The organism is Desulfosporosinus sp. HMP52 (assembly GCF_000765145.1).
Classification (GTDB): domain Bacteria; phylum Bacillota; class Desulfitobacteriia; order Desulfitobacteriales; family Desulfitobacteriaceae; genus Desulfosporosinus.
This window is the reverse complement of record NZ_JMGA01000002.1, coordinates 42,573-55,949: the sequence shown is the minus strand read 5'-3', so window position 1 is coordinate 55,949 and position 13,377 is coordinate 42,573. Positions and strand designations below refer to the sequence as shown.

The 13,377-nt window shown below is 42.5% G+C and carries 15 protein-coding genes and 1 riboswitch; of the genes, 2 read left to right on the top strand and 13 right to left on the bottom strand.

Annotation, left to right across the window (positions count from 1 at the left end; all coding sequences use genetic code 11):
• The first annotated feature begins 29 nt into the window (after positions 1-29).
• Complete coding sequence (locus DP73_RS00800) at positions 30-503, top strand: hypothetical protein (RefSeq protein ID WP_034596728.1); 474 nt, start codon at positions 30-32, stop codon at positions 501-503.
• 209 nt (positions 504-712) lie between these two features.
• Here the strand turns inward: DP73_RS00800 and DP73_RS00795 are convergent, their stop codons facing one another.
• The 13 genes from DP73_RS00795 to DP73_RS00735 form a co-directional block, all read right to left on the bottom strand.
• Positions 713-1,363, bottom strand: a complete 651-nt coding sequence (locus DP73_RS00795) for an amino acid ABC transporter permease (protein ID WP_014901580.1) — start codon at positions 1,361-1,363, stop codon at positions 713-715.
• Positions 1,360-2,031: an amino acid ABC transporter permease gene (locus DP73_RS00790; RefSeq protein ID WP_014901579.1), complete on the bottom strand. Its 672-nt coding sequence runs from the start codon at positions 2,029-2,031 to the stop codon at positions 1,360-1,362. The genes DP73_RS00795 and DP73_RS00790 overlap by 4 nt, the downstream gene beginning before the upstream one ends.
• A complete protein-coding gene (locus DP73_RS00785; RefSeq protein WP_034596727.1) occupies positions 2,031-2,840 on the bottom strand; it encodes a transporter substrate-binding domain-containing protein in 810 nt (269 codons plus the stop codon). The genes DP73_RS00790 and DP73_RS00785 overlap by 1 nt, the downstream gene beginning before the upstream one ends.
• Positions 2,841-2,934: 94 nt before the next feature.
• Complete coding sequence (locus DP73_RS00780) at positions 2,935-3,660, bottom strand: amino acid ABC transporter ATP-binding protein (RefSeq protein ID WP_034596725.1); 726 nt, start codon at positions 3,658-3,660, stop codon at positions 2,935-2,937.
• Positions 3,661-4,095: 435 nt separating this feature from the next.
• Positions 4,096-4,446: a type II toxin-antitoxin system PemK/MazF family toxin gene (locus DP73_RS00775; protein ID WP_007778968.1), complete on the bottom strand. Its 351-nt coding sequence runs from the start codon at positions 4,444-4,446 to the stop codon at positions 4,096-4,098.
• The gene (locus DP73_RS00770; RefSeq protein WP_014183054.1) at positions 4,443-4,721 is read right to left on the bottom strand and encodes a ribbon-helix-helix protein, CopG family; all 279 of its coding nucleotides are present in this window, start codon (positions 4,719-4,721) and stop codon (positions 4,443-4,445) included. The genes DP73_RS00775 and DP73_RS00770 overlap by 4 nt, the downstream gene beginning before the upstream one ends.
• Positions 4,722-4,971: 250 nt before the next feature.
• The gene (locus tag DP73_RS00765; protein WP_034596720.1) at positions 4,972-5,724 is read right to left on the bottom strand and encodes a glutamine amidotransferase; all 753 of its coding nucleotides are present in this window, start codon (positions 5,722-5,724) and stop codon (positions 4,972-4,974) included.
• Complete coding sequence (locus DP73_RS00760; protein WP_034596719.1) at positions 5,721-7,124, bottom strand: MurT ligase domain-containing protein; 1,404 nt, start codon at positions 7,122-7,124, stop codon at positions 5,721-5,723. Before DP73_RS00760 ends, DP73_RS00765 begins: the two co-directional genes overlap by 4 nt.
• A gap of 445 nt (positions 7,125-7,569) precedes the next feature.
• The gene (locus DP73_RS00755) at positions 7,570-7,827 is read right to left on the bottom strand and encodes a hypothetical protein (RefSeq protein ID WP_034596717.1); all 258 of its coding nucleotides are present in this window, start codon (positions 7,825-7,827) and stop codon (positions 7,570-7,572) included.
• A gap of 149 nt (positions 7,828-7,976) precedes the next feature.
• The gene (gene alr / locus DP73_RS00750; protein ID WP_034596716.1) at positions 7,977-9,089 is read right to left on the bottom strand and encodes an alanine racemase; all 1,113 of its coding nucleotides are present in this window, start codon (positions 9,087-9,089) and stop codon (positions 7,977-7,979) included.
• A 5-nt stretch (positions 9,090-9,094) separates the two neighbouring features.
• Positions 9,095-10,681, bottom strand: coding sequence for a bifunctional ADP-dependent NAD(P)H-hydrate dehydratase/NAD(P)H-hydrate epimerase (locus DP73_RS00745; RefSeq protein ID WP_034596715.1), 1,587 nt, complete (start codon positions 10,679-10,681; stop codon positions 9,095-9,097).
• Between the two features lie 25 nt (positions 10,682-10,706).
• Entirely contained in the window at positions 10,707-11,063 is a 357-nt protein-coding gene (gene acpS / locus DP73_RS00740; RefSeq protein ID WP_034596714.1) for a holo-ACP synthase, read from the bottom strand.
• Between the two features lie 19 nt (positions 11,064-11,082).
• Positions 11,083-11,682, bottom strand: coding sequence for a TrkA C-terminal domain-containing protein (locus tag DP73_RS00735; RefSeq protein WP_034596713.1), 600 nt, complete (start codon positions 11,680-11,682; stop codon positions 11,083-11,085).
• Between the two features lie 138 nt (positions 11,683-11,820).
• A riboswitch (cyclic di-AMP (ydaO/yuaA leader) is annotated at positions 11,821-11,951 on the top strand.
• A gap of 152 nt (positions 11,952-12,103) precedes the next feature.
• Here DP73_RS00735 and eam point away from each other — a divergent pair.
• On the top strand, positions 12,104-13,354 hold the full coding sequence (gene eam, locus DP73_RS00725; RefSeq protein ID WP_034596710.1) for a glutamate 2,3-aminomutase: 1,251 nt from the start codon (positions 12,104-12,106) through the stop codon (positions 13,352-13,354).
• Positions 13,355-13,377: the final 23 nt, after the last annotated feature.

The window sequence follows — 13,377 nt, the reverse complement described above, 5'->3', positions numbered from 1 at the left end:
TAAACGTTTAACTCTAGGAGGATAAATTTATGAGAAAACAAACTAAAAGATGGGTTGTGTTTACTACTGCTTGCTATATATTTATGTTCCTGTTGATTCATCCCAAAAGATTAGTAAAAGCAACAACCTTTGGATTTTCGTTAGGTTTTGTCCCTGCAATCTTTTTAAACTGGTTTACGGTTAAAACTTATAGACTATGGAGATTACCTGGTGACATTCTATTAAATGGAATCCCTATTCTGGCTTGTGTCTCTTGGCTTCCTCCTGCTGCGATTTTCGGTAATTATTTCCCTTACAGAAAAAACCTCACTTGGAAAACTGGTTATATACTATTGTTTTCTTTAGGAACTACAATGGTTCAATCTCTGCAAAGTGCAATGGGTATGTGGGAAAATAAAAACTGGAAAACTCTATATACTCTTCCACTTGCTATCTTAACACATACTTCAATGACCTTTCTTCTACCACTCTTTAAATTGCACAAAATAAGGATAGACAACTAAATATCAACTTGACATTAAGTTGTTTATCCCTTAAACAACTACAATACTACAATCTTGTTTCAGCTTGCTGGCCCTTCTTATTAAAGGGCCTTTTTGAGCATTCAACCGCTATATTAAGCACATAAAATATTTTGCAATAAGGCGCTCACTAACTCTCTTAAGGGTAATAAAAAGGCGACCCCATTAATAGGGTCGCGACTAATTATAAGTTAATAGCTTTGATGAATCATTTTTAATTGTTGCCGACGAGCTAAAATTGAAAGTGAATAATTCAAAACGAAGTACGTTGAGGCAATCATTCCAAATACTGTGAAGACTTGACCTGTTGTTCCATATTGGCCCAAAATGATCATGCCCTTGCCAGTAAGGTCTTCTACACCTACAACCCATACGAAAGATGTATCCTTAATAACAGTTATAAACTGAGATACTAAAGGCGGTATCATCTTGTGCATGGCTTGCGGTAGTATAATATGCATCAAGGTTTGGCGATAAGAAAACCCCTGGGACTTGGCAGCTTCCCACTGCCCTTTGTCAATGGAGGTTAACCCCCCTCGAACTATTTCTGCAATGATCGCTGATGTGAAGACTGCAATTGCCACAATTCCCGAATTAATCGGTTTCATCGTAGTCATAAAACGAAAAACTAAAATAAATAGCAGCATAGGAATGTTTCGAACACATTCAATATACAACGCAGCAATTCTGCCCAGAATAGGCTGTTTAGAATAACGAGCAATTCCCAGTAGGGTTCCAAAGACAAAACTGATCAGTATTGCCATGACAGCAATATACAAGGTCGTCATAAGTCCCTGACCAAGAAAGCGAATTAGTTCAGGTTTAAATACTTCTTGAATCATGCAGATACCCCCGTTTTACCTTCGAAGCGGCGTGTTAGCGTTGCTAAAGGTAAACAAAGAAGGAGATAGAGCAGCCCAACTGCAACATAGGCAGGCCCGTAATATAGATTATCACTTGACCATGAGTCGGCACGATACATCAGATCTCCACCGGCTACCATAGCCATTACCGATGTGTTTTTGATCAAGTTAACCGCTTGATTAGTAAGGGGTGGTAAAACTACTCGAGAAGCTTGCGGCAAGATAACATGCCGCATTGCTCCCCAAAAACTAAATCCCTGAGATAAGGCAGCTTCCATCTGCCCCTTGTGAATCGAGTTGATTCCAGCCCTGACCACTTCGGCGATATAGGCCCCATGATAAACCCCGACACCTAGAACCCCCACAGTAAACACCGGCAGCATAACGCCCATATGCGGCAGCCCATGATAAAGGAAGAAAACCTGGATAACCAGAGGCGTGTTTTGAATAAATTCCACATAGACGCGACTTACTAGCTTTGCTAGTGTCCACTGAGAAGTACCTAACACCCCAAACACTATCCCTAGTATCAATGCTAATGCAAGGGAAAGGATGGCAACCATGATTGTAGTTTTAAACCCCTCAGCAAGTACCGTCCAATCACGGAAAAGTGCTTCCCATTTAAACCAAGCAAAAGGACCAACCACTATTTAAGCCCCCACTTTTGAATCATTTTATCGAGTTCACCGGATGCTTTCAACTCAGCAATGGTATCATTAACTGTTTTTGCTAGGCCGTCATTTCCTTTCTTGGAAGCAACGCCATAGTCTTGAGGACTAAAACTATCGTCTAAGATAACCGTTGAGTCATCTAAATATCCAAACAAGATAGAGCCATCTACCGAGAAACAATCAACCCGGCCGGAATCCAAGGCAGTCTTAATTTCCGGATAAGTGCTAAACTCTAAGAAGGTAATTTTTGCTCCAAGTTTATCTGCAGCCTCTTGAATGGCTTTCTTACTGGTAGCACTTTGGGCTACACCAATCTTTTTGCCATTTAAATCCTTGAGGCCTTTAATACCGGAATCCTTTTTGACCATCAATTTTACACCATCTGTAAAATATGAATCAGAGAAGTTATAACTCTTTTTGCGCTCTTCGGTAACTGTAAATGTGGCAATAACGAGATCCACATCTCCACTGTCTACTAATGGTCCACGTGTCTTTGCTGTTACTGCAGTAGTTTCGATTTTCTCAGTTCCCAATATTTTTTTAGAGATAGCTTTAGCTAAGTCAATCTCATAACCGTCAACTACGTCAGACTTAGGATCCTTATAACCAAATTTAGGAACATCAACTTTTACCCCTACTTTAAGAACGCCCCTGTCTTTAATGGCCTGCACATCTGCCGGCAGTCCGCCACTGCTTTTCTCAGGAGCCGCTGGAGTTGATCCACATCCTGTTACAAGGCCGGCAACTAATAATAGACTCGTCAAAACCATACTAAACTTTTTCATGTTTTATCCCCCTCTTTAATTTTCTTTGGCTCAAGATACGAGATACGTGTATCTTGGCACTAACTTCAGTACACCTATTGCACCGAATTTCGGACTAGCGCAAAATTCGGCTAAGGAACGATTTTGTACGTTCGTGGGTAGGGTTTTCAAAAAAGCTTTTAGGAGTATTTTCCTCTACAATCTGTCCGTCATCCATGAAAATAACGCGGTCTGCTACGGTTTTAGCAAAGCCCATTTCATGGGTAACTACGACCATAGTAATTCCCTCGTGGGCTAAATCAACCATAACGTCAAGAACTTCCTGGATCATCTCAGGATCTAAGGCTGATGTTGGCTCATCAAAGAGCATGATTTTTGGGCGCATTGCCAAAGCTCTAGCAATCGCCACACGTTGCTGCTGTCCCCCAGAAAGTTGGGATGGATAGACATTAGCCTTTTCCTTCAGCCCTACGCGTTCAAGATAGGCTAACCCAGCCTCCGCAGCCTCAGCCTGGGACACCTTTTTAATAAGTATTGGGGCAAGAGTTAAATTTTCTAATACCGTTTTGTGCGGATAGAGATTAAATTGTTGAAAGACCATCGCAACTGATTGACGAACCTTAGCCACTAATGCCTTGTGAGCAGTAATTTCAACACCATCCACAGTAACCTTACCAGAACTCGGCTTCTCTAAAAGGTTCATACATCGAATTAGTGTACTCTTGCCTGATCCGCTGGGGCCAATGACCACCAATTTTTCTCCCGTTTTCACTGTTAGATCAATATTTTTTAAGACGTGCAAATGACCAAAATGTTTGTTTACCCCTTCTAATTGAATCAAGCGGTTTCTCCTTCCAATTATTCTATTTTTTACCATCTTAAGAACTCAAAATTTATTATTCCATATTCATTATTCGTCGAAATACACAAAAATTCCTCTTTTATGTAATAAAGAATAATGTATACACATTTAAGGTTGACAAAAAGTTACACTTCCTCTAAACTAAAGGCGAGCTGACATTGAGTTCGCGCAAATGAGCGCGACTAAATCGGAATACCATCTGCTATGGAACTTCATGTTACAAAGATATTTATCTTTGCTGTCATGTTGTGCAGGTGAGCCCGTACAGAGAAGGGACAACAATAGTTGTCTCTTTTTTGTTATTAGAAAGGTATTACGGTATATACTTTTTAAGTACAAAAAAATCATAAGACAACAAACAAAACAGCGTCGGTATTTTTCATCTCCCGAAACGCTGCCTCTTCGTTAATGATATCAAATATCCGCTAGCCCCAGACTAATTTCAATGGCCTGATCTACCCTTAACATAACCTCTTCATCCAATACAGCCACTTTTTCCTTTAGTCGACTTTTATCAATGGTTCGAATTTGTTCTGTAAGAATGACTGAATCCCGCTCTAATCCACTTCGTTTAGCTCTTACTTCCACATGAGTAGGTAATTTGGCCTTGGCAATTTGTGAAGTGATCGCTGCAATAATTGTTGTAGGGCTAAATTGATTTCCTATGTCGTTTTGGATCACGAGGACGGGACGAGTTCCTCCCTGTTCTGAGCCAACAACGGGGTTAAGCTCAGCGTAATAAATTTCCCCGCGTTTTATCATCATCTCTGATATGCCACCATCGTTTCTTCATAATACTCTAAAACCTCTTGCTCTGTTGAGAACAATTCCCTAGCTATGGATAAATTCAGTTGCGCCATCTCTTGGTAGCCTTTACGCATTTGCTCATGGATACCCTTTTTCCGGCGCTCGTGAAGGATGCTATTCAATGCTTCTCGAATAAATTCGCTGCGATTACGCTTTTCAACTGTGACGATCCCATCAACCTCCGCAAGCAAACTTTCCGGCAAACTTATCATAATTCGCTTACTTTCTGCCACATTAGCACCCCCAAGTCATTTAGCTAAAGCTATACTCTATTATAGACAGTAATCTAAAAAAGTGTCAACGAATTCGAATGGCAAATAAACCAAAACCCATGTAAAACAAGGTCTTTTCGCCATGTAAATTATGGTAAAGAGCCAGTTTCTTAAAAGAACTTAAATAGCGGAATTGTTTAATAATGATAGTATATCAGTATATCACTCATGATATACTGATTTTTGCTCATAACCAAACAGAGCTTTGAAATTAGGCTTGCTTCAACAATCTTTTGACCATTACCTTATGGGCCAATTCTTCCAAGCGATCATCCAGATTCATTAAAAGAGTATCTATTCCTCGTCTTTTAAGAGCTAATTCCAACAATAAATCAGCCAGATGAGGGTTCTTGGGCAGAAGCGGCCCATGCAGATACGTACCAAAGACATTCCGGTACCGAACCCCTTCCCCACTGTCCTCTCCATTGTTTCCATTCCCAAATACGACTTCCCCTAAAGGGCTGACTCCTTCACCTAAATGAGTCTTGCCAGAGTGATTCTCAAACCCCACTAATGTTTTGAGCCTTTGTGAATCATCCCCTAAAACTGCCTGATTAAGTTCTACAACCACATTCCCAATCAAACGCTTTGTGCCGGCAATTGTCCAGACATCTAGAATTCCCAACCCATCAATTCTTTCTCCGTTAGCCATTTGATAGTATTTCCCTAGCATTTGATAACCGCCACAAATGGCAAGTACTACCAGACCATTCTCGATAGCTTTTCTGAGTTCATCTTCCCTCCGCATTAGATCCTGAACCAATAAACCTTGTTCCCGGTCGGAACCGCCGCCAATGAATAGAATATCCATACTCACGAAATCTAAGTCTTCGCCCAAGGAGGCTTGTTGAATATCCGGCTCAATCCCCCGCCAACGACAGCGGGAAGCCAGAGTCAAAATATTTCCCCGATCACCGTAAAGATCCAATAAATCAGGATAAAGATGGCAAATTTTCAAGTTCATGCTCTGGCCTCCTTTCCACCCTTAGCTTCCGAGTTAGTTAATCCGGCGCTATTTTGGAGATTTTCTAAGATGCCTCGGAAGGGAAAAAGCAGTGTATAGGTCGGTAAGATAAACCATGCTTCGTCCTCGGCCCGAGTTTTTTTCAAGTGATCTAAGGCTCCCTCTAAACTGTGTTCCAAAATGAGCTTTTCAACAGATACACCGGCATATTTAAGCCGTAAGGCAATGTCTTCTGCTCGCAGACCTGTACAGACAACCTTCTTTATTCTTACATCCTGCTCGCCTATGCGTTCAAAATTCACATCCCAAAGCCAGGAAATATCTCTGCCATCTGCTGCCAGATCATTAATTCCAATCAGTATCCCCAAAGGTTTATTAACACCGATCATTGTCTGAATAACTTGATCAAAACCGGTCGGATTTTTAACGAGAGTTAAGGTGACTTCTCCTTCTGACAAATAAAACCGTTCCATACGTCCCGCCTGAGGGATGAAGACTCGCAATCCTCTTGCGATTGTTTCATCTTCGCAACCTAACTCACGAGCTGCTGTAAATGCCGCTAGGGCATTGTATAAATTATAGTATCCTTGCAAAGCGATTTGATAGGTAACTTCATTAACCTGAAATAGCAAAGTTCCTTCATTCTGATGAACATCTTGGGCAAGTATCTTCGGCTCTGGACGCTGAAACCCGCAGCCCGAACATTTAAAAACCCCTAATTGCCCATAGTGAAACAGGGAATATTCCAAGGCTGTTCCACAACTAGGGCAAAATCTGGCTTCCCGGGTCTCTTGACTCTCTTCACGACTATCCGGAGTACGTTCCACCCCATAATAGATAGCTTTAGTAAGATTCGTTCCAAACTGAGCGACTAAGGGATCGTCTGCATTTAAGATCAGAACTGTTTCCTTCGGCAATGATTCTTTAACCATGCGAACTGTTGTATCTAATTCTCCATAGCGATCAAGTTGATCGCGAAAAAAGTTTGTTACAATTGCCAAATTAGGAGTCACCTGCTTACAAAACTTTGGCACAGTTGCTTCATCAACTTCCAACAATGCCAACCTGGCTCTCGATGATCCTCTCCAACTCGTATTTTGGATCAATGCCCCTGTAATACCGGTAACTAAGTTTGCTCCTGCTTGATTAAAGGCGAAGTCTTTTCCGGCCTCTCCCAAAATACTGGCCAAAAGATTTGCAGTTGTCGTCTTTCCATTGGTTCCGGTAACCATTATAATCCCGTCTGTATAGGACTCACTTAAATGTTTCATGATCTGGGGGTCAAGCCAATTTGAAATCTTTCCAGGGAGGGTTGTCCCCTTTTTCCCCGTTGCTAACAAACCTGCTGTAATTATTTTACCCGCCCATAGGGCAAGCCAAAAACGCCATGTTCGCTTCATGTCTACTCCTTCAAACCTTATCATCTATTTTAGTACTTATATGTATTATCAACCAAAATCGGCTCAAAACAAACCTATTTTTATACCTCTTCTAAAGAGTTAGATTCTTAGGGCTTTATTATTTTTTATATACCTATCTTACCACGAGTAACTAAGATTTTTATACTATCAGTCTCGTAGTTATTGGTTATCAATTAACAGTTATCCTCAAATTTATTTAATCCTTTGACAGCATGAAACATATTACTCTATTTCTTTCTATATCTTACCGTCCTAATTGAAGCTTTCGAGTAAAATTTGACAACCCCCTTCAGGAAAGCTGAAGGGGGCCTTAAATTCTTAGCACTATCATATATATCATCAAACTACTATTGTATAAAGCGGTGAACATTATCTATTAAAAAGAAAATATCCGTCTTAGGAGTCCACTTTAAAAGATCATATCTTAAAAAGCTTTAAATCCGTTGATACTTTTATTAACAACTAAGTCAAGGATGGGCCCTACCGCAAAGCTTAAGAAAAGACGGAACCCTTCTGCTAAGACTAAAGCTACACCTATTCTAAGGAGAAGGCGACCCCAACGGGATGTGGAACGACGCAGTATACCTTCATAATCCAAGGCCCCGGCAGCGCCCCAGCCGAGCACCAGGCAAATTATAAAAAAAGCATAACTCAATCCCGTCGTTAAATCCAATATGGCCATGGCACTCCCCCCTTGCCACAATTTATGAGACAGCAAAGGGTTTTATTCTTTATGCAGCATAATCTTTTGCAGAAAACCTGAATGGTTCATGACCGTAAAGGCAGTCACCAAACTCTTTAGATTACAGAAGGTTGGAGAAGACACCTTCCTTAGGCCTCTTTATAAAGGCGCGGAACTCTTTTGGAAACTCCACAAACCACTTCATAGCTAATAGTGCTCATCCAGTCTGCCATTTCAGTCGCTGTTAAGTGTTCATTACCATCTTTACCGAGAATGGTCACCACATCTCCCACCTGAACATTTGGGATTTTTGTCACATCCAGCATAGTTTGATCCATACAGATCCGCCCTATTATTGTCGACCGTCTTCCCTGAATCAGCATTTCACCTTGATTGGACAGGGCTCTACGCAGCCCATCCGCATAACCCACCGGAACAGTAGCAACACGAGTAGGATAAGCCGCTTGAAAAGTTCGCCCATAGCTTACAGTTTCACCAGTCTCAATGGTTTTTACATGGGATACTTTTGCTTTCCAGGACAAAACCGGCTGCAGACCGATGTTTTCACTGATCTGAGCAGATGGCTGAAGCCCATATAAACTAATTCCCAGACGGACTACCTCAAAATGTGAATCCGGAAATTGGATAATCCCGGCACTATTTGCGGTATGACGAATTGGAATAGTAAGTCCGGCCGCCTTTAGTTGATCATAAACTGTTTGAAAAGACTTTAGCTGCTTTTTAGCAAATGACAAATCCTTCTGATCTGCAGTGGCAAAGTGGGTAAAAATTCCTTCAATAATAAGATTCGGCAATTCAGCGATCTTTAGAATCTCAGGAATCTCTGTCTCGCGAAATCCGATTCGTCCCATTCCTGTATCAACTTTTATATGCAATCTAACACTCCGCTTGAGTCTCACAGCTGCCTCGGAGAGTGCTTGAGCCTGATTCCATTGAAAAATCGTAGGGATGATATCTTCTCTAACCAGAGTTTCTGAATCATTTTGCTCAGTTGCACCAAGAACCATAACCGTCACCTCAGGAAATACGGCTTTGATTTCCAGAGCCTCTTCTAAGAGGGCAACCCCAAAGCGCTTAGCACCACAGGCAATAAGAGTCTTCACCACGGGAAGCGCTCCATGGCCGTAAGCATCTGCTTTTACAATCGGCATTATTTCACTTTTTGTGTATGACTGAAGCTTAAAGAAATTATCTTTAAGCGCTTGCAAGTCTACCTCAGCCCAAACCTGTCTCCCTCCCATAATCTTTATCCTCTCTTTCCCTCTAACCCCTTAAGTTCTAAAGCACGTCGAACTTTGGGGAGTTGATTTGCTACTTCCGAAGCCGTAAATCCTGACCAGCCAAATTCCCCCGCTAAGGCATCTGCCGCCTTTCCGTGTAAATACACTCCCAGACAAGCTGCCTCAAGGGGCGGAACCCCTTGAGCTAACCAAGCAAGAATACTCCCGGTAAGGACATCTCCTGTCCCGCCGGTACCAAGTCCGGGATTCCCGGTTGGGTTAAAAAATGCACGACCATCGGGGGAAGCTATTATGGTCACCGATCCCTTTAAAACAACTACAGCTTCCCACTCGACTGCTTTGGCGACAGCAATTTCCAGCCGGTTGCGCTCAATATCTTCGATGCTGCACTGACAAAGTCGGGCCATTTCACCCGGATGTGGCGTAAGTATTAACTCTCCTCGACCACTCCGCAAAGCTAACAAACCCGAATCCAATCCTATAAGATTGAGAGCATCGGCATCCAAGACAACAGGGCAGCTAATATTTTTTAGTATTTCTTCCAAGACAGAAGCAAAGTCAATATTCTGAGAAATCCCCGGGCCTACAGCTAGGGCTTTAGCCTTCTCAGCTTGTTTTAAGACCACTGGCCAAGCTTCGTCATTAAGAGAATCAGCGCCGGGTGCTGACCAGACAGTTGCTTCCGTGATAGCCGTATCTACTTCTCTGGCTATTCCTAGAGGAGTAACGACTTGCAACAGCCCTATGCCGCTCCGTAAAGCACCTTGTCCTGCCAGAACCGCTGCCCCGCTCATACCTTTAGAACCTGCCACAAGAATACCCTTGCCATGAGTTCCTTTATGCCCTTTAAGCTGCCGAATAGGAATCATATCACGTACGTCTGCATCCATTAGCACAAATGTTGAAATCCCTTCCTCCATTAAGTAGGATTCCGGGATGGAAATAGGATCCACTACAACTCGGCCACAATATTCCGGGCCTTCACCGAGAAAAAGTCCCCATTTTGGGAGTCCAAAGGTAACTGTTGTCTGGGCTCGGACTGCAGTTCGATAAACTTTACCGGTATTAGCCTCAACACCACTAGGAATATCAATAGAAACCACCCATCCGGGAGCAACGTTTACTTCATCCACATATTCCTCGATCAAACTTGGCAAAGCTCCCCGCATTCCAATTCCAAATAAGGCATCAATTACAACATCGGCCTGGGCTAAAGCTAAGCGTGTCAAACGCCGTTGTTTCTCTCCTTCGACGACAAATAGTTTCCCGGTGGTACCTTGAAAAAGACGCAAATTTAACGCTGCATCTCCTCTAAATTCCTTTTGAGCAGCAAATAATAAGACGGTAACATCCATCCCTTGAAAAACTAAGTGCCGGGCAACCGCTAAACCATCCCCACCGTTATTTCCTTTTCCAACCAGGATCACCGCTTTTCGGCGGTTTAGACCTTCTTTGCCATTGGGGATATTGCGCCGAATTTCTTCGACCACTGCCCAGGCCGCATTTTCCATAAGGAGCAAACTTGGAATACCATAATGATAAATGGCTTTCTCTTCAATCTGCCGCATCTGTTCTGCATTGACCACACGCATTTTCCCCACCCCAATTTCTCTCAAATCAACTCAAGATTGCGAAGGCCATAGCCTGGGTACGATTATGTGATAGGCTTATTCGCACTTGAGATCCTCCTCTAGCACTTACGTGATTCATGGCTCTTGGACTAAGATATACTATTGGCTCTCCTTCTGGATTACTTATAATTTCTACATCATGCCAGGACAATCCATGCAAGCCCGTGCCTAAAGTCTTTAAAACTGCCTCTTTTCCTGCAAAACGAGCTGCATAACTTTGAATTCCTTTGCCAAGTAAAGCCTCTCTTTCCTGGCTTGTGAAAAGACGTTCTAATAATTTCGGTTGACGTTTCAAAGCCTGTGCTACTCGTTCAATTTCAATAATATCAATTCCAGGATACATATACATTACTCCATCCAAATTATAGAATTGCCCTCAATTTCAGTTGTCCTTCAGCTGAGCCTGCAGCCAATAAGACATCCTCTCCTCGAAGGACAAAACTAGCGTCAGGAGAAAATTGTTCCACCCCGTCGCGAACCACCGCAACGATCGTAGCCCCCGTTCGCTCTCGAATTTTCAATTCCTGCAGAGTCTTGCCGATAGCAGGAGATTCCTTACCGATTTCGATTTCTCCAACATCTAACCACCGCGACATTAGGCGATCGGTATAACCCAGAAATTTATTTAAATGGCTTTCAATTTTAATATCAATTTCACGCCTTTGATCCATAAGCTTCTTAAGATCTTCAACAAAGATTTGAATTTCTCCTTTTTGATCAAAAGACTTAACAAACTTTTCAGCCATAGCCTTTGAAGTTACAGTTATTCCCACACCCTGACTGACTACAACCACCCCAACATTTTGCAAAACTGCTATGGCCCGGCGAATGGTTTCTGGCGAAACATTATACCGCCCTGCTAATGTTGAACGGCCGTGAATTTTTACTCCCTCATGATATTCTCCCATCATGATTGCGTGAGCTATATCAATGGCAATTTCCTGATACCGAGCCTTTTCCAATCTATTCAACCCCTTACCCATTGGGCTATTAACCCTATAAATATCTTCCTATTATAACATAGCCAAATCTTGGTGACATCATGCTCTTGACAGGTAACAACCCTTATGATAAGATAAGGTTGTCAGTAAAATAAATAATTAATCCATTTGCTGAATTTCCAAAAGGAAAACGGGGGAACCAATTCTTGGGGTGAATCGCCTAATGGCGTAGAGCAGTTTTTCAGCTCGAACCCGACAGCTAACCTCGTAAGCGTTGAAAGACACGATATTCGTGATATTTGCGTTTATTTCTTTTGGGAGCCAACAAATTTGATTGGTTCTCTTTTTGTTTTTATTACACTCCTCAAAGACTCTCGCACTAATGAAAGAACAGACGTATAGCGCAACATAATTGGGAAAACAAATAGAGGAGGGATATCTCATGGCTGTCGAACTCCAAGAACGATCCGGTACCTTTCGACAATATGCGCTTAAGCGTGCGGATGAGCTTAAACAAATGATACTTCCATTCATAAATAATTCCCCAAATGTACCCACGGGACTTTTACTTTCAGACGCCTACGAATCCCGCCGGGCAAATATTTTAAGCTATTTCAACGCCACACTTGAAGACTGGGAAAATTGGCACTGGCAGATGGCCCACAGAATCACTGAGGCTCATGTTTTGAACGCTCTGCTTCCGGGATTAACTATGGATCAATGTGAGGAAATTGAGCGGGTGGGAAAAACTTACCGTTGGGCAGTATCCCCTTATTATCTTAGCTTAATGAGTGATACTGATCCCCTAGATCCAATTAGGCTGCAGGGATTGCCCACTCTGCCTGAACTAGCAGAAGACTTTGGGGAAGATGATCCCATGGGCGAAGGAATTACCTCCCCCGCTCCTTGTATCACCAGGCGTTATCCGGATCGTTTAATTATAAACGTCACTAATATGTGTGCTATGTACTGCAGACATTGCCAGCGCAGACGAAATATTGGCGAAAACGATACACATTCTCCTCGAACCCAACTTAAAGCTGCCTTGGACTATATACGTACCAATCCCGAGATACGTGATGTCTTAGTAACCGGCGGAGATGCTTTACTGCTTAACGACCTCACCCTGGACTGGTTGCTGGGAGAGCTCCATGCTATTCCTCACGTAGAGATCAAGCGCCTCGGCACAAGAGCACCAGTGACTTTGCCAATGCGCATAACGAATGAACTATGTTCAATACTCGCTAAATACCCACCCCTTTATATTAACACTCAGTTTAATCACCCGAAGGAAGTTACGGAAGACGCTAAAAAAGCGGCTGATAAACTAATTTCAGCCGGGGTAGTCTTAGGTAACCAGGCAGTTTTACTCAAAGGGATTAATCACGAACCAGAAGTTATGAAAAAACTCAACCACGAATTACTCAAAATCAGGGTTCGTCCTTACTATATTTTCCACGCCAAAAATGTCAAGGGGACTCGTCACTTCGTTCCTCGAATTCAAGACGGGCTCAAGGTTATGGAACAGCTACGAGGATACACCTCAGGACTTGCAGTGCCAACTTATATTATAAATGCCCCCAAGGGCGGTGGCAAGACACCCATTTTGCCCCAATACCTGGTATCCCTTGATGAACAACAAGCCGTTTTACGAACTTGGGAAGGAAAACTCGTCCATTACGAGACACCATAATTAAAGTGAAAGGGGTGAGTGCC

Coding starts and splice junctions, on each gene's coding strand:
- DP73_RS00760 (WP_034596719.1), bottom strand. CDS start 7,124: ATGAAGCGAACATGGCGTTTTTGGCTTGCCCTATGGGCGGGTAAAATA.
- DP73_RS00745 (WP_034596715.1), bottom strand. CDS start 10,681: ATGCGTGTGGTCAATGCAGAACAGATGCGGCAGATTGAAGAGAAAGCC.
- DP73_RS00795 (WP_014901580.1), bottom strand. CDS start 1,363: ATGATTCAAGAAGTATTTAAACCTGAACTAATTCGCTTTCTTGGTCAG.
- DP73_RS00800 (WP_034596728.1), top strand. CDS start 30: ATGAGAAAACAAACTAAAAGATGGGTTGTGTTTACTACTGCTTGCTAT.
- DP73_RS00785 (WP_034596727.1), bottom strand. CDS start 2,840: ATGAAAAAGTTTAGTATGGTTTTGACGAGTCTATTATTAGTTGCCGGC.
- DP73_RS00775 (WP_007778968.1), bottom strand. CDS start 4,446: ATGATGATAAAACGCGGGGAAATTTATTACGCTGAGCTTAACCCCGTT.
- acpS (WP_034596714.1), bottom strand. CDS start 11,063: ATGTATCCTGGAATTGATATTATTGAAATTGAACGAGTAGCACAGGCT.
- eam (WP_034596710.1), top strand. CDS start 12,104: ATGGCTGTCGAACTCCAAGAACGATCCGGTACCTTTCGACAATATGCG.
- alr (WP_034596716.1), bottom strand. CDS start 9,089: ATGGGAGGGAGACAGGTTTGGGCTGAGGTAGACTTGCAAGCGCTTAAA.
- DP73_RS00765 (WP_034596720.1), bottom strand. CDS start 5,724: ATGAACTTGAAAATTTGCCATCTTTATCCTGATTTATTGGATCTTTAC.
- DP73_RS00755 (WP_034596717.1), bottom strand. CDS start 7,827: ATGGCCATATTGGATTTAACGACGGGATTGAGTTATGCTTTTTTTATA.